This is a genomic window from Fuerstiella marisgermanici, from assembly GCF_001983935.1.
GTDB lineage: Bacteria > Planctomycetota > Planctomycetia > Planctomycetales > Planctomycetaceae > Fuerstiella > Fuerstiella marisgermanici.
Genome location: NZ_CP017641.1, coordinates 2,278,182 through 2,294,452, shown reverse-complemented (window position 1 = coordinate 2,294,452; position 16,271 = coordinate 2,278,182). Strand labels below are relative to the sequence as shown.

At 55.9% G+C, this 16,271-nt stretch carries 8 protein-coding genes; 2 read left to right on the top strand and 6 right to left on the bottom strand.

The window, feature by feature from the left end; all coding sequences use genetic code 11:
- Nucleotides 1–122: 122 nt before the first annotated feature.
- Nucleotides 123–4,133 carry an FtsK/SpoIIIE domain-containing protein gene (locus Fuma_RS08645; protein ID WP_077023775.1) on the bottom strand — a complete coding sequence of 1,337 codons (4,011 nt, stop codon included), beginning with the start codon at nucleotides 4,131–4,133 and terminating at the stop codon, nucleotides 123–125.
- A gap of 431 nt (nucleotides 4,134–4,564) precedes the next feature.
- Between Fuma_RS08645 and Fuma_RS08640 the strand changes: the two genes are divergently transcribed.
- A complete protein-coding gene (locus tag Fuma_RS08640; protein WP_077028189.1) occupies nucleotides 4,565–5,560 on the top strand; it encodes a serine/threonine protein kinase in 996 nt (331 codons plus the stop codon).
- A gap of 82 nt (nucleotides 5,561–5,642) precedes the next feature.
- On the opposite strand, the gene Fuma_RS08635 is transcribed toward Fuma_RS08640, so the two are convergent.
- From Fuma_RS08635 to Fuma_RS08615, 5 genes are all read right to left on the bottom strand, one after another.
- Nucleotides 5,643–7,682, bottom strand: coding sequence for a POT family MFS transporter (locus Fuma_RS08635; RefSeq protein WP_077023774.1), 2,040 nt, complete (start codon nucleotides 7,680–7,682; stop codon nucleotides 5,643–5,645).
- 40 nt (nucleotides 7,683–7,722) lie between these two features.
- Entirely contained in the window at nucleotides 7,723–8,451 is a 729-nt protein-coding gene (gene rph / locus Fuma_RS08630) for a ribonuclease PH (RefSeq protein WP_077023773.1), read from the bottom strand.
- A gap of 240 nt (nucleotides 8,452–8,691) precedes the next feature.
- On the bottom strand, nucleotides 8,692–9,975 hold the full coding sequence (locus tag Fuma_RS08625) for a DUF1501 domain-containing protein (RefSeq protein WP_077023772.1): 1,284 nt from the start codon (nucleotides 9,973–9,975) through the stop codon (nucleotides 8,692–8,694).
- A 155-nt stretch (nucleotides 9,976–10,130) separates the two neighbouring features.
- Nucleotides 10,131–11,105 (bottom strand): type I phosphomannose isomerase catalytic subunit, encoded by a 975-nt coding sequence (locus Fuma_RS08620; RefSeq protein WP_077023771.1) that lies wholly within the window; start codon nucleotides 11,103–11,105, stop codon nucleotides 10,131–10,133.
- Nucleotides 11,106–11,220: 115 nt separating this feature from the next.
- Nucleotides 11,221–12,477 (bottom strand): lactate racemase domain-containing protein, encoded by a 1,257-nt coding sequence (locus tag Fuma_RS08615; RefSeq protein WP_077028188.1) that lies wholly within the window; start codon nucleotides 12,475–12,477, stop codon nucleotides 11,221–11,223.
- 240 nt (nucleotides 12,478–12,717) lie between these two features.
- On the opposite strand from Fuma_RS08615, the gene Fuma_RS08610 reads away from it, so the two are divergent.
- Nucleotides 12,718–16,050: a DEAD/DEAH box helicase gene (locus tag Fuma_RS08610; RefSeq protein ID WP_077023770.1), complete on the top strand. Its 3,333-nt coding sequence runs from the start codon at nucleotides 12,718–12,720 to the stop codon at nucleotides 16,048–16,050.
- Nucleotides 16,051–16,271: the final 221 nt, after the last annotated feature.

The window sequence follows — 16,271 nt, the reverse complement described above, 5'->3', positions numbered from 1 at the left end:
GTCCTGAAGAACACCGTCTGATTGTAGCGGAACCGCATCAAACCACAGGCCGATTTTCTCTGCGAATTTAGTGGCCAATACTGATCGCGGCGTCTGCGATCGGCGGAAACCGGCGGTTGTGATCACTCGATCGTCAGCGAATCGATGTCGAAGTCTGTCGTGACGTCGGCTGGCGGTTCGCCGGTGAGGCTGTTCAACCATTCGTTTGACGGCCATGCGCATGGACGAAACTTTTCGGTTGCGCCGGTCTGGTCGCGGTAGATGATGGCTCGTGCCGGTCCCAGTGATGCAGCGACCGGCGAATCGATCAGGCTGGCAGAATCGGTTTGGTTCATGCGGAACGCGATTCGGTTTTCGAATTCGCGAAGCAGCGAACTCGACAACCAGCGAACCACGTTGCTGAAGGTATCTGACCAGACAACCACATGAATTCCGACCAGCGGGCCACGTTTCAGAATGTCACTGAACATCGAAGCGGTAGTCGCTTCTTTGGGTTCGCCGAATCCGCCGAGCCCAAAATCGTCGTCGTCTTTTCTGAGGCTGCGAAACTGGCCCACATTACGAACCACCAGAATCTGCTCAGCCGCAGTCGCGCGTTCCGCGTTTTCTTCTCGCAAGACGATTTCGTCATAGTGCTGTTTGATCAACGCGTCTGCTGCATTCGCGTCGCCAATTTCGAACGAGGTTTCGGGCAGGTTGGTTCGCAGCGACTGAAATCGCTGCAACGAATCTGCATCGCGTCCGTCGTGTAGTAGAGTCAGCTTTGGTGTGGCAGTATTTGCGTCGGCAGCGAACGGTCGACAGGTGCTAAGAATTGTGTAGGCGATTAGCCCGTCTGCCTGACTTTCATCCTGACCGACCAGCAGAAGATTTTGTCCGCTCGCCCGTCGGATCTCAACGCACGTCGGCGCTGCGATTGCAACGGGTTGGCCCAGCCAAATTGTGATGCAGTCTGTTGTGCGGCGAGTCGCGTCGTCGGTTGGCTTCAGATACATGTTCAGCGGTCGACAAAGTTCCGGCGTCGGTGGCACGTTGCCTTCAAAGACGATCATCCCCTGCTCAGCAGAATTGGCGTCCGTCGGACGTGCCACCATCGTGGCGATTGCCTGCTCCCGACGTTCTTCGTCCAGCCACGCAATCTGAAATTGATGATTCCCCTGCCGCAGTCCGTTGGCGTCGTTGTAGATCGCTTCGCCTGGTCGCGTCAGCATGCGAGCCGCGGGATTGTCTTCGCTAAGGATCAAGTGAGCGTCGCTTTCACTGCATTGCAACGCGATCCGCACGGCGATCTGGCCCATCGTGCTGCGAGCCAGCGAGTACGCTCCACCAAGCGTCTGCGATCCGAGCAGTACGTGAATTCCGAACGCTCGCCCCTGCCGCACCAGCCGGTCCAGCAGCAACGATGCTCGTGCCGAAACGCGGTCTTCGGCGACGAAGAATTCCTGAAATTCGTCGATCAACAGCAAAAGGCGAGGCATCGGTTCACTCGGGAATTGCTTGCGAAACGATGGCACGTCCTGCACGCCGCGTTCGCGAAACAGTTCGCCGCGTTCCTGTAGAACTTCGTCCAGTCGTTCCAGCACGCTTAGGCCAAATTCCCGGTCACTCTCGATCGCGATGACTCGCGCGTGAGGCAGTTTGTGCGCCGCATAGGTGCGGAATTCGACGCCCTTTTTAAAGTCGATCAGGTAAAACTGAATTTCGTTCGGACTGTAGTGCAACGCCAGATTCGTGATCAGAATATGAAGCAGTGTCGACTTTCCGGAACCCGTTTTCCCCGCCACCAGTGCGTGTTGAGACGTGCCACGGCCGAGTCGCATAAACTGCAGCCGAGCGGCCCCGGCGCGACCGATGGGAAAGTCGATTCCGTCCGCCGTCGAATGACTCCAGATCTCGTCTTCGCGTGGTGCGATGCGGTTGAACGAAACTTCCACTCGCCGAGCGTCTCGCGATTGTTCGCCGACATCTCGTACAAGCTGAACGTAAGTTTCGGCCGCGGGTTCCGGGTACTGTTCAAACAGAACCGCCTTTGAATATTGCTGCTGCGGCAGAACGACATCGCCGTCCACCTTAAACCGTACGCAGGTGTTCGTCAGGTCGTCCACATCAAACGATGGTGGAACGCCAATAGTTGGATTCCACGCGACGATGGCGTGAACGCCGCAACGAGGGCCGCTGGTCAGAATTGACGACAGGTGCCGCGCCGATTCGTCGGTGAACGCGGTCGGGAATCCGGCCACGACAACAAAATGATACGGTTCGGCCACCTCGCCGGCTGATGCGTTGTATTCTTCGATCGTGTCGAACTGACTTCGCAGGTACGTCTGAAAAATGTTCTCCATATGAACAGTGACCTTCTGAAGTTGGTCACGAATTTGAGTGCTGTCCGTCCAGATGCGACTGTGAATCAGTAGCTCGTCGAAATCGGCTAGGTGCATCATTGCCGAGAAGCTTTGCCCCAGCCCAACCGGGTCGATTAACGTCAGGCGAATTCGCCCGGCCGGAATCACTGTCAGCAGCCGCAGTAACTGAGTTCGAATGAAACTGAGCGCTGTGTCGCGTCCGGCGGAATCGTGTTCGACAAGAAGCGAAGTATCGGTGGGGAATCGCAGAATCGCCGGCATTTCCAGACACAAATTGAATGGCTCGGGCCGAGGCAGTGCGTCGGGAATATTCGGGACAGTCGTCAACAGATCGCCGACTGAAAGGTGCGTCGGCATTTCGGTAGGAAGTGTCCACTGACCGGTTCCAGCCTTCGGCCAACGCCGAGTTGCCGCCGCGAGTACGCTGCTTTCCTTCGCGGTCGTGCGCAAGTCGTCGATGATGCTTCGCCACGTCGCAATGAGTTCGGCTTCCGCTAAGCGTTCGCGAGCCATTGTGCGTTGTGCTTGCTGTTCGCAGGTATCGCGAGCGGTCTGGAGTTCGATGTTCGTTCGATCCAGAGCCTGTTGAACGTCAGTCACTTTGCGAGCTTCAATGCGTTGCTCCGCTGTAGTCAACTCGTGATCAATTTGCTGAATTTGGCGTTGAATTTCGCCTTCGAAGGTGGCCTGTTGCGCGGCTGTTTGATTGCGGAGTGACGCAATTCGCGAATCGATGTCTTCGGTAAGTTTTTGTGTCTGTTGAATACGGCGCTGTTCGACTTCGAGTCGCCATTCGCTGGCCTGCCCTTCCATTCGGTCGACGTAGCGTTGAGATTTCTGTTCCCAACCAGTTCGCGCTGCCCTGGCATTGCTGACGTGTTGCAGCATCGACTGGAACCGACTTCGCAGCGAGGCCTGGGCCGACACCAACGACAACACGGCGAACAGCACCACAATGACGGCCGCGGTCAGGGCGGCCATCGCGGTCCACTGCCAGTCCGGTTTGGTTAACTCCGGATTGATAAACTGTCGCAGGTCGGCTCTTGCGGCGACGATAGGAATCCAAAGCACGACAAAGGCAAGAAGACTTAAAGCCCATATCCGAAAACCCTGCAGCCACCTGGGCAGTTTCAGACGTTCGATTTCATCGGCGGCCGCCAGCGCCTGATTGCCCGCTTCAACGGCGGCGTCTTTTAGTTCGAGCCGTTTCGTGACGTTCAGGTTCGGCGGTGGAAGTTCTGTTTCGGTCGTTGCGTGACTGTTGGCGAGATACTGTTCTGAATCTTTGAGCTGCTGCTGAAGAATTTCGAATCGTTCGTCTAGGAATGCTTTTTGAGTGACAAAGGTTTCTGCTTCGCGTTCGAAATGAACAACCGGGCTGTCGTCACCGTCTTCATCCATTACCGACTGCAGGACCCATAGCTCAGACTTGCGCCGCTCTTCCAGATTGTTCGTTTCGACTTCGAGGTCGGCGACCAGTCGGTGAAGGGTGGTTTTGAGATTCTGCTGCAGCGTTTCACGCCGTGAGTTGCAGTCAAGACGCAGCGTGTCGAGTTCGCGATCAGCGTTGTCGTGAATTCTCTGCCGTTCTGCCTGCATGTTCGTCAGAGCGGACTGTTGCAGCGATTCCAGCGTCTGGTCTCGTTCTGCGACGACTGTTTCCATGTGCGTTTGCAGACGTTGCAGTTCCGTGCGCAACACTTCGCATTCTGCAATCTTCTGTGACGCAGAAGTGAGCTGATTGGTGAGTGAAATTTCGTTAGTCGTCATACTTCGAAGTTCCGTTGCTGATGCACGATCGCGCTACGAGCCCATTGCGCAGGTTTCGACCGCCCCGGACGGCCATATTACACAAGTGAATGGGGTACTTTCGTTAACGGTGTTCCCGTACGATCTTCCGCCACAAACTCATTCCCTTTTGCACACTCCGTTGAATCGTGGCCTGCCGTGACGGTGCTTGGCTGGCTATTGCCATTATGTTTTCCGCAGACTTTGATGGCGAGGTATTCAGAGCAGAAGCCCGGGTTTTAGGAAAAGCAGACTTGTTTCGGCGTCGCATTCGGCCGGGTTCTCTATAATTCAACTCGCCCAAAGCAGTCGGGGCAGGTGAGCACCAAGTTCATTTGGCTCGACCAATGAGGTTATGCCCGACCTTCTGTATCTTTCTGTTCGCAATCGAGTTGTCAGAAAAGTCATTCACTGTGCCATCCAGCTATCCTCGTCCCACCAGCGACAAGTCTCACATTTTTCTGGAAGAAACAGACGCGAGTCTGCCGACTGACGCTCAGCTCAAGAATAACACTCGGTACATCTACTTCCGCAAGATCGCTCTTGGCGGCAAGTGCTTGATCCAGTCGTGCAAAGATATGCACCTGGGTCGTACTGTGTGCCACAAGACGCTGCGTCCTGAGTTTGCCGATGACCCGGAGGAACAGAAAGCATTTCTGCGAGAAGCTCGTGTCACGGCCATGCTGCAGCACCCCAATACAGCGCCGGTGTACGAGGTGGGCTTCGATTCCAAAATGCACTATTACTTCACAATGAAGCTGGTGCGCGGCGCCACATTGCGGGAAGTTTTAGACGGCTTGATGAACGGTGACCCGGCGCTGCAGAAAGCGTGGGATCTTCATCGGCTGATCGACGTCGTGATTCAGGTTGGTCAGGTTTTAAGCTACGCTCATGTGCACGGCGTCGTGCACTGTGATGTGAAGCCGGAAAATATAGTGACGGGCGGCTATGGAGAAGTGTTGCTTCTGGATTGGGGACTCGCCAGCCTTCGCAGCAAGGATGGCCCCGGCACGCTGGCTCGTGCCGAAGACGTGGACGACGTGAACTCGCTGCGTTCTAAGGACTCACACCCCGGCACGCCACAATACATGTCGCCCGAACAAATCGCGGGCGACGAACTGGATCACAGCACGGACATCTACAGTTTGGGGGCCATTCTGTTTGAAGTGCTGACCATGCAGCAACTGGCCTGGGGCGAGACTCTGGACGAAATGCTGCAGAACAAAGTCAACAACCCACCTCCCACGCCGAGCATCGTGGCGGCCGATCGGGATATTCCCTCGGCACTGGAAACGCTCTGCCTTCGCTGCATTCAACGAGAACCAGAACGCCGCATCAAGACGATGCTGAAACTCATTCACGAATTGTTGTACTGGCTAAGGTTGGACGCCAGACATCGACCGGTGTAATGCTGGCCGATACTCGTCGTCTACGCTGGTCGCTTGTCTGCATAGAGGGCAGACGTAGCTGCCTTCGCGATTCTAAAGCGGCCTACGCATCGTGTCCTCCGGCGGTTGCTTCAGCAGTCGCTTCTTCTTCCAGGTCATCACCTTCGGCCTGTATGTAGGATTTTTCTTTGTAGAAGTATCCCACGGGCACGAACAGAATCGCGGTAATCAGAATCGTATACGTCCAGAACCAGAAGTAGTCGCCACCTTCCAGCGTGTCCTGGCCACCCACTGTGATCGAGTGACTGATTTCCGTATCCGGTATATCGCCTCGAGCTGCATCGACTTCAGCTTTCCCGTCGTCTCCTCGGATAGAAATGATGCGTTGTTCCAGCCAGTCGTAGGGAACGTCTGCCTGATCCTGTGAGTCTTTCACGTCGGCTCGGCTAACGGTTCCTCGCAGAATCACGTCCCATTGAGTCTCGTTTTTGCCGTCCGCACCAGCAGATGTGATGCGAAAGTTGTTGCGGGAAAGCTGACTGTAGGTGAACGGATTTCCGTAAGAATCGGTTTCATTCGCAAGCAGCGATTGAGCTTCTTCTTCAGTCGGCAGAGCTTTGTCGGCATCGTCCGTCGCAGACGCGAAGAAGGCTTCTTCAATTAGTTTGGAGGCGTTTGCCAGCGTTTCATTGTCTGACGTTTCGACATCTTCCAGCTTGTTGAACGCGTTGAACTGGAGCACGATGTCGTCGGTCGTTCCGTATTCGCCGTCGACGCCCGCCACGGTAATCGTTTTGCCGTCTTCTTCACTGCCTCCGATTGGTCGAGCGGTCGTTTTGAACTTCCAGTTGGCTACCGTGCCTTCGGTATCTGGCTCCTGCGACTTCACCTCAGCAGCCACCTGATTCACGCCCGGTACCTGAATCGAATGGTTCACGAAGCTTGTGAAGATGTTGCCCAGTGAGACTGAAAACAGCCACACCGCCATAATGACAGACTTCATCGTCTTTGGCGCTTGAGTGTACGAAAATTCCAGCCCCGTGATTGAGATCATGACCTCACCACTGGTCAGTAACACGTAGGCCCAAAGCTGCCAGGCAATCGACGGCGTAGCACCGCCATCGATCAGGTCCTGAGCCATCGCGACCACGGCAAAACTGGCGGCCGTCAGGAAGAAGCCGATCGAAATTTTGCGAATGCTGGTCAGCCTGAACACTTTGTCGACGGACGGATAGATCACAAACTGGAACAGCGGAATCAGCATCATGACGAGGATCGGGTTGATCACTTGAATCTGCGATTGCAGCCATTCAATACCAAGGAATCGCCGATCCATATTCTCGGCTTGAATCACCCATGACGATCCCGTCTGATCGAACAGTCCCCAAAACACGGCGACAAACGCGTAGATTGTCGAAAGCTTCAACAACGCGAATACGCCTTCTCGGCTGAACGTTTCCTTAAAGAACTTCATCCCGCCAGCAGGCACATGAATAAATTTATTGCGCCCCATCCAGAACAATAGCGTTGCCAACGCCATCAGGACGCCCGGAACGCCGAACGCCACGTGTGGGCCGTACCATTTCAAAAGGACTGGTGTGAGCCACGTGGAAGCGGTCGATCCGAAGTTGATTGCGAAGTAAAACCACTGAAAGACGCGAGTCATCAAGTGGCTGTTCTTCTTGCCAAACTGGTCGCCGACATGAGCGGAAACGCACGGCTTGATGCCGCCGCTGCCGAGGGCGATCAGAAACAGGCCCAGCAACAGCCATTGTGAAGGCTCCAAACCTGCTCCGCCCATCAGCGCCAACGCAAGGTGGCCCAGGCAGTACACGATCGATAGCGAAAGGATCGTGCGATACTTGCCGATCAGGACGTCGGACAGAAACGAACCCAGGATGGGAAAGAAGTAAGTTGCCGCGACAAAGTTGTGGTAGTACTCGTTCGCGCGAGCGTCACTCATTTCTGTGCCGACTTCGCCATCGACCATGTAGTGCAGGTACTTGGTCATGAACACGACAAGGATCGTGCGCATTCCGTAGAAACTGAAGCGTTCGGCCGCTTCGTTCCCGATGATGTACTTCACACCTTTGGGCAACCCGGCGGTTTCTTCGGGCACAGAACGGTATTTGCCATCAGTCATGGAAGTGGTCTTATTCTTGTGCGTATGCTCGGATGACTTACTAAAACGGCCATGCTTCGGCCAGCGAATTCTTCTGAATGTCGGTCAATTGTTCAATGCCGCTTTTTGCCAGAGCCAGTTGAGCCTGCAGGGTCTCGAAATCGAATGGTTCGCCTTCGGCCGTGCCCTGCACTTCGATGAACTTGCCACTGCCCGTCATGATGACGTTCATATCGACTTCGGCCGTGCTGTCTTCCGGGTAGTCAAGGTCCAGCACCGGCGTGCCGTTGACGACTCCCACGCTGATGGCGGCGACGCTGTCTTTGATCACAGTGCCGCTGATGCCCAGCGAATGCACAGCTTCGCACAGCGCGATGAATCCGCCGGTGACGCTAAGCGTGCGAGTTCCCCCGTCAGCCTGCAGCACGTCGCAGTCGATCGTGATGGTGTGTTCGCCCAGAACGCCAAAGTCCACGGCGGCTCGCAGGCTGCGGCCGATCAGACGCTGGATTTCTGTGGTGCGACCGTCAACTTTGCTGCGGTCTCGCTGTTTGCGGGGCGTTGTGCTGCCGGGCAGCATGTTGTATTCGGCGGTCACCCAACCCTGAGCCGTCTCGCCTTCGTTTCGCGGCATCCGCCACGGTGGAACGCTGTTTTGCACGCTGGCAGTACACAGCACCATGGTGTCGCCTGCCTGAATCAGAACGCTGGCGGCAGAAGTATTTGTGAACCCGCGTTGTACGCTGATCGGGCGAAGTTGATCAACAGTGCGGCCATCATGGCGGCTCATAGAGTTGGCTTTCAGAGAATCAGGTCAAAGGCGACCAAAGTCAAAATAAACGAACGCCTTCTAGCAGACTGGCCGCGAGGTTTCGAGCTGATCGCCGATGGGTTGTCGTGAATTGTCACTCGATACCGCGAGGCAACGCTGTTCACGCCACCGGCATTTCGCTGTTGCTTCGACGGCGCCTGAAATTTTGAGCATTCGCCGCTTACATGTCTTCACGCACGGCAGACCTGAAATCCGGTGTTATGTTAGTAGCCGCTTAATCGCCTGGCCCTGGTCCGTGATTGGCACTGGGCGGTCTCCGTCGTACAGGTTCTTTGTGGGATCAATCTGCAGACAGGCGAGGATTGTCGCGAACGCATCGGGAACGCCGACTGGATTCTCCACGGGCTCCATGGCCAGTTCGTCGCTGACTCCATACGCACCGCAATGATTCAGGCCGCCGCCGGCCAGCACCATGCTGAAGCACTTCGAATGATGGCCACGACCGCCCCCGGAATCGAATTGAGCTGGGCGACCGAATTCAGAATTGATGACGATCAGTGTCTTGTCCAGCATCTGCCGAGCTTCCAGGTCACGTATCAAAGCGGCCAGCGACTGGTCGAGTTCCTGAATGAGCAAGTGCTGGTTCAACTGACCGTCGTTGTGAGTGTCCCAGCCGGTGCCGTTGCGGAAGTTCATGTTGTGAGACACTTCGATAAACCGGACACCGGCTTCGCACAGTCGCCGTGACAGCAGCATGCGCTGTCCAAACCCTTCGCCGTATTCAGTTCGCACGTCGTCCGATTCCGTCTTCAGGTCGAAGACTTTCATGAATTCCGGTCCCGATAGCCGGAGGCTTTCTGCCATTGCAGAGTTGTATTCTTCAAATAGCGCGTCGCCTGCAAAACGCTGCTCACCGGCCGTGCGGACCGTTTCCAACAGTCGTTCGCGCCGTGATTGCCGAGTCGTGCCAATGCTGGCCGGACGTGCCAGGCCAGCGGGGCCACTTTCGACATCGGTCAAATAAACGAAGCCACCTTTCTGACCCAGAAAACCTGGACCGCGCGTCAGGTTCGGATACCCGATCAACATGTAGGCCGGAACGCCAGGCGACGCGGCACCTCGTTCGTGAGCGATCATCGAACCCAGCGATGGGTATTGCACTGTCCCGCTGGTGACTCGCCCCGTGTGCATGCGGTTCGTCGCGGCCGCGTGTTCATCCACAACATTGTGATGGACAGTACGCAGCGCGGTGATTCGATCCATCAGCTTTGCGGATTCCTTCAGGTGTTCGCAAACCTGAACACCGCTGACGGCGGTATCGATGGCAGGGTAGTACGATCCGGCTTTCTTTGCCTTCGCATCGCCCATCGCTTTGGGATCGAAGGTGTCGATCTGAGCCATCCCGCCGCCCAGCCAGATCATGATGCAGTGTTCGGCTTTTCCCATGGGCTGAGGCTGGTATGCAAGCGCATCCTGCAACGGGAGTCCGCTGGCCAGTGCGGCTGAGACAGATGTCGTTTGCAGAAAGTTTCGTCGCCTCATATTGGGACTCCCTCGCGTTTTTCAGATCGGCAGTTTCAAAAACGGATGCGTGCCTTGCGTGTCGGCTCAATCAACACTGAACGCCCAACGCCCTTCGCGTCGAAAGATTTTAACCAAGTCAGAACCCAAAGAAAACGTAACACTTTGAATGCCCATTACGCCACAGGTGCGTCGATTTCCAGCAGTTGAATACGGCCGTTCGGTATGACTGTGGCAATTTCCGTCGCGGCGGGCAGAAGCACTGTTGTGCCCTTCGATAGTTGGACGCTTCCCGAGCTGGTCGTCACTTCGGCCTGGCCTTCGAGCAGCATGAGAATCCGAAAACGGTTGTGCAGCTTCAGGCGGAATTCGTCGACCGCTTTGTGCCGCCGAATGACGAAGTAGTCACAGCGAACGACTTCTTCAAAGTGATGTTTGCCGTCTGACAACTGGACTGGCGTCGCCGGATTCACGGGGCCGCGCTCAAAGTCGATGCACGCCAGCGATTCCTCAACATGAATCTCACGTGGCTGACCATCGCTGCCCATGCGGCCCCAGTCGTAAAGGCGAAACGTCAGGTTACTTTGTTGCTGCACTTCCGCCAGCAGGATGCCGGGGCCGAGTGCATGCACCGTTTGAGCGGGGACGAATATGCAGTCTCCGATCTTCGCGGGAATCATGTGCAAGGCTTCTTCAACCGTGCCCGCGTGCAGATGCTTTTCAAACTGCTCGCGCGTGATGTCAGCTTTCAAGCCGGCGCAGATTTGACTGTCGGGCTCCGCATCCAGAATGACCCAGGCCTCAGTCTTGCCATTTTCATCAGCGTCGTACTGTGCGGCCTGGTGATCGTTGGGGTGCACCTGCAGAGACAGCCAATCGTTGGCATCCAGATATTTGATCAGCAGCGGAAATTGAGTCGCCTTGCTGTGATCGCCTAACAGCTCAACGGAATGTTCCGCGATCAGTTCTGTCAGCGTTTTCCCAGCGAACTCGCCGCTCGCGACGACGCTTTGGCCACTCGGCTGGTCGGCAATTTCCCAACTCTCGGCATAGTCGTCGGCGTCGCCGAGCGGCTTGTTGAGCATCGTGCCCAGTTTCCGCCCGCCCCAGCGAATCTGCTTCAGAAGCGGTTCAAAGATCAGCGGCTCCATCGCTTACTCCGGGTTCAGAAACAGATTGTCGCCTGATTGTCCAAGTCGGGATTTTCGCTGCGCCCGACTCGGAAAGTCAGGCCACCAAAAAGACCAACTTGATCCTGGCTATGCCTTACTCTTGGTATTGTGTGCTCACACCGTCTTCCAAACGGTGCAAATGTTCGCCCGCTTTTCGCACCAGCAACACACCTTCGTCTTCGCGGTTGGCGAAGGCTTCCACATCGATCGTGGCGGGATCTCGGTAGGCGAGGTTGATTCGTTCGCAAACTTCACGAGGAATCTGAGACGCGACTGTCACGGTCACGCGAGGTTTCTCGACACCGTCGACAAATTCACCGCTGCCACGCACGTGAGTCGAATGTGCCAAAGCGCCCCACGGATGATGCTTGAATTTGTCCCACTGCTTGGTGAAGTAGTCTCGCACGTGATAACCGACCGCTTCAATGGCGGCGCCGTGAGTGACCGAGACGTCTTTCATATGCGGGGCGTAGATGATCAGTTCGCCGCCGTCTGCGACGACGGGTTCCAGCTTGTACATGCACTTTCCGGCCACCCAAAGTTCATCGTACATTTCCGGAGCACACGACAGCACCTGCTTGAAGGGCTTGGAAAAACGTTTGATGTGAACTCGGCCCGATAGCTCAGACGCGCCCTTCCATGCTTCTTCCGGCGTTCCGTAAAACATGCCGTACGGCGATGCATTCGCCGCGACGACGAAGGCCAGGCACCGGCGTTCGATGGGAACCAGCTTTGCGGCGCGATTGACGACCTGACGAACAGGTGTGTCCTGAATGCCGATGATCCCCACGTTGGTGATTAACGCTCCCAGCCAGTGAAAGAAATTCAGCAGCCTCGGGCCGGAAACGCCGGGGAAAAAGTATTTGTTGCCGCCACTGAAGCCAACGACTTCGTGCGGAAAAACCGGGCCAACAATAAGAGCGACGTCGTAATCCAGAACTCGTTTATTGATCTCAACCGGCACTTCCTGAGCAAGCACGCCGTTGGAAATTTCGCGGGTCTCAGCTTCGGTCAATGTACCGATTGTCGCCAGCGCATCGGGGTTGTCCCATTCATGGTTGAACAAGCCGACATCGTCGCACGGGTCGTCGTCGGCGATGCCCAGCATTGAGCGAATCTTTTGCAACGGCATGGGCGGATGAGTGCCCAACGCCACCAGCAGGTCTAATTGTTTGCAGGCCGGCCCCAGTAACTTCCGCAACGCCGGGAACAAAATCGGCAACGGAGCAGTACGTGTGCTGTCCGGTACGATCAGCAGAACTTTGCGTCCGGCGAATTCATCGACTGGTACGTTTTCGTGAATCCATTTCAGGATGGCGTCACGATCAAGAGTAGGCAGGTTTTCGGTCATTGATAGGTCAACTTGTTGAGACAGCGCATACGTCCCCGGACTGTATCTGATCCTGCGTTCGCCGTACATTGTGTTTATGGTTGTTCGTTTTCATTCGAACAAATGATCCTGGATTACGAAATCTGTTGACCTGTTCTGGCAAAGAACGCTGGTGATACGCTACCCTTCCCGGTTCGCCTAATAAAGACCATTCATCAGGGCCGATTTCGGTCTTTGCCAGTATCTTTCGTCAAGGATTCCATGACTCTCGCGGACCTTTTGCAAAATCGTTTTCGAGCCGACTTACGACATCGCGGCGCTGCTTACATCGAAGCGGAACGCGTGTCGCTGGTTCGAGTGACTCCGGAAAATGTCTTTGGTGTCGTCGTCGACGGCGTCGAATATCAGACTCAGCTACGCTACCAGGAAGACGACATCGGCCTGTTTTGCACGTGCGATCAGTTCGCCAAAAGCAAGGCGTGTAAGCACCTGTGGGCGACTGTGTTGACCGCCGATGCGGAAGGCTACATCAACCCTGCCATCCGCCCCGGTCGGCTGGCCCCGTTTATGGCCAAGGAGCTAACGTCTCCGATTCGAGTCGACGATTTGACGCCCGGATTCGACGCGGATGCTGAGATCTCCAGCACCAGCCGGTCCAAAAAGAAGGGCGGCACCGCAACAGCCACCGCGCCCGCTGTGCGCGAAGCTCGACTGGCACCGTGGGAAGCCAAGTTGGCGGGCCTGCGGGAAGAAATGTCGGCCCCTACAAGTTCCGGCAAGAACGCTCAAACACAGGACCGACAGATCTTTTACGAGATCGATTTTGAAGCCAGTAAAGAAGCAGACAAATTGGTTGTTCAGGCGTCGCAACGTCAACGTCGCTCCAGCGGACAATGGGGAAAAATCAAACCGCTGAAGATTAAGCCGGGCGAACTGGATCAGATCGAGCACGAAGACGACCGCGTGTTCCTGTCGTATCTGGCGGGAGCGATTCCCGAACGAAATAACTGGTCGACTCAGCAGGCCGAACTGCGAGCCGCCGCGCACCGGTTTCATTTGCCGTATGAGCTGGGCACGTTAATTCTGCCCGATATGTGCCGTTCCGGCCGTCTGGCAATTGGCGGCGCCGATGATAAAGCCGCTCAAACGCTGGAATGGGACGACGAATCGCCGTGGGAATTGACTGTCCGCGTGCGGAAGAACTCCGACGGCAGTGGCTGGCTGGTCACCGGCGTGTTGATGCGCGAAGACGAATCGCTTGAACTGTCTGACGTTCCGTTGGTCGTTTCGGGCGGTTTTGTCGTAGCGTCCGATTCGATTGGCCGCCTGCGCGACTTCGGTGCATCCGAATGGATGAAGATGCTGTCGGCAGAAAAGAGTCTCAGCATTCCGAAGTCCGATCAGAATGATTTCGTGGACCGTTTGCTGGACATTCCCACGTTGCCTCGGCTGGAACTGCCCAAAGAACTGCAACTGGAAGAGATTCACGCCACACCGACGCCTGCTCTGCGAATCTTCACGCCGCCAATGTCGCGATGGCGTAATGATTCTTTAACGGCCGAAGTCATCTTCGAATACATGGGCACGTCGGTTCCCGGACGTAATTCTCGTTGGGCCGTTGTGCAGCGAGACCAGAATCGATGCATCATCCGCGATCGAGAATTCGAAGCGAACTGCTGGGAACGTCTTCGCGAACACGGGTTCCGCAAACGACTAAACGGTTCGCAGACAAACGCCGACGTCGAAATTCCCCGGCGCGATCTTGGTCGTGCCGTGCGAGACCTCGTGGATGGCGGTTGGGAAGTCTTTGCCGATGGAAGCAAGGTGCGTCAGGCCGGTGCGATGAAGTTCCGAGTTAGTTCGGACATCGACTGGTTTGACGTGAATGCCGAGATCGACTTCGAAGGTCGTTCGGTCGCGTTTCCAGAACTGCTGCAGGCGCTGGAACGAGGTGACTCAACCGTACGGCTCGACGATGGTTCGCTCGGCATTCTGCCGGAAGAATGGCTTGAGCAAATCGGCCTGATTTCTGGTTTGGGAACGCTGGACGAAGACTCTCTGCGGTTTTCCAATTCGCAGGCCGCACTGCTGGATGCACTGCTTTCGGCTCAGGAAGACGTGGAATTCGACGAAAAGTTCGAAGACATGCGGGAACGCTTCCGCAACTTTTCGGGAATCGAAAAGCTGGAAACGCCAAAGGCCTTCAAGGGCGAACTCCGCGACTATCAACGCGACGGCCTGTCGTGGATGATGTTCCTGAACGACTTCAACTTCGGCGGCTGCCTGGCGGACGACATGGGTCTGGGAAAGACCGTGCAGTTCATCGCGATGCTGTTGATGCACAAAGAAAAGTCCGAAAAGCCCGCTCCGACACTGATCGTCGTGCCACGTTCGTTGATCTTCAACTGGAACGCGGAATGCAACCGGTTCGCTCCAAACCTAAAGGTGATGGACTACACCGGCATGGAACGAGCCGCTTTGCGAGACGAATTTGCAAAGCACGACGTGATTCTGACGACGTACGGCACCGTGCGGCGTGACATCACAATCCTGAAGGACTGCCAGTTCGACTATGTCGTGCTGGATGAAGCTCAAACAATCAAAAACCCGTCGTCACAGATTGCTCGCGCATCGCGATTGCTGCGGGCTCGGCATCGCCTGGCGTTAAGTGGTACACCGATTGAGAACAACGCGGGTGACCTGTGGTCCATTTTTGAATTCCTGAATCCCGGCATGCTGGGCCGTAGCTCGGCGTTCCGAAACCATGTGGCAGATCCGGAGAGCCAGGAATCACGGCAGATGGTCGGGCGCGGCCTGCGACCGTTCATACTGCGACGAACGAAAAAGCAAGTGGCGTCGGAACTACCAGATCGTCTGGAAGAAACGATCTACTGCGATATGGAAGAAGGCCAGCGACGTCTGTACGACGAATTGCGACTGCACTATCGCGAATCGTTGCTCGGAGCTGTTCACAAAGATGGCCTGGCCAAGAGCAAGATGCACGTGCTGGAAGCATTGCTGCGATTGCGTCAGGCAGCCTGTCATCCGGCGTTGCTGGATCGTGGCGACGAGTCGGAAACCTTCGCCAAGCTGGACTTCCTGATCCCTCATCTGAAGGAGTTGGTTTCAGAAGGTCACAAGTCGCTTGTGTTCTCTCAGTTCACAAGCATGTTGGCGATCGTGCGACAGCATCTGGACGAAGCGGGCATCGAGTACGAATACCTGGACGGCCAGACTCGCGACCGCGAAGCTCGCGTGAACCACTTCCAGGAGGACGACAACTGCAAGGTCTTCCTGATTAGCCTGAAGGCGGGTGGTTTGGGACTGAACCTGACCGCCGCCGACTACGTCTTCCTGCTCGACCCATGGTGGAACCCAGCCGTCGAAGCTCAGGCGATCGACCGAGCTCACCGAGTTGGACAAACCCGTACCGTATTCGCGTATCGAATGATTTGCCGCGACACGGTGGAAGAGAAAATTGCAGAGCTGCAAACGAAGAAGCGAAATCTGGCCGACGCGATTTTGAACGGAGCCGACCAGAAGAGCATTCTGAAGGATCTGTCCGTCGAAGATTTGGAAATGTTGCTGTCGTAGGTTTCAACTCGCGTATTCAACCTCTCGTCCTAACGGAGCTTAGGGCGGAGGTTCAACGGACGAAGTTTTGTTTGGGGAAGGAGTCATTGACGCGGGCAGTTGCGCACAGTGCGGATCCTTTCTACGCGGCAAACTCTGCGTCGATCTTTCTCCGCTCCAGTGATTGGTCGCAAAACAGACTGCGGACGAAGTGGTTTGTAAACACTTTCTATTCCAGCCCG

Excerpts from the sequence above, each read along its gene's own strand:
- Fuma_RS08645 (WP_077023775.1), bottom strand. The coding sequence starts at position 4,133 with ATGACGACTAACGAAATTTCACTCACCAATCAGCTCACTTCTGCGTCA.
- Fuma_RS08635 (WP_077023774.1), bottom strand. The coding sequence starts at position 7,682 with ATGACTGATGGCAAATACCGTTCTGTGCCCGAAGAAACCGCCGGGTTG.
- rph (WP_077023773.1), bottom strand. The coding sequence starts at position 8,451 with ATGAGCCGCCATGATGGCCGCACTGTTGATCAACTTCGCCCGATCAGC.
- Fuma_RS08625 (WP_077023772.1), bottom strand. The coding sequence starts at position 9,975 with ATGAGGCGACGAAACTTTCTGCAAACGACATCTGTCTCAGCCGCACTG.
- Fuma_RS08620 (WP_077023771.1), bottom strand. The coding sequence starts at position 11,105 with ATGGAGCCGCTGATCTTTGAACCGCTTCTGAAGCAGATTCGCTGGGGC.
- Fuma_RS08615 (WP_077028188.1), bottom strand. The coding sequence starts at position 12,477 with ATGACCGAAAACCTGCCTACTCTTGATCGTGACGCCATCCTGAAATGG.
- Fuma_RS08610 (WP_077023770.1), top strand. The coding sequence starts at position 12,718 with ATGACTCTCGCGGACCTTTTGCAAAATCGTTTTCGAGCCGACTTACGA.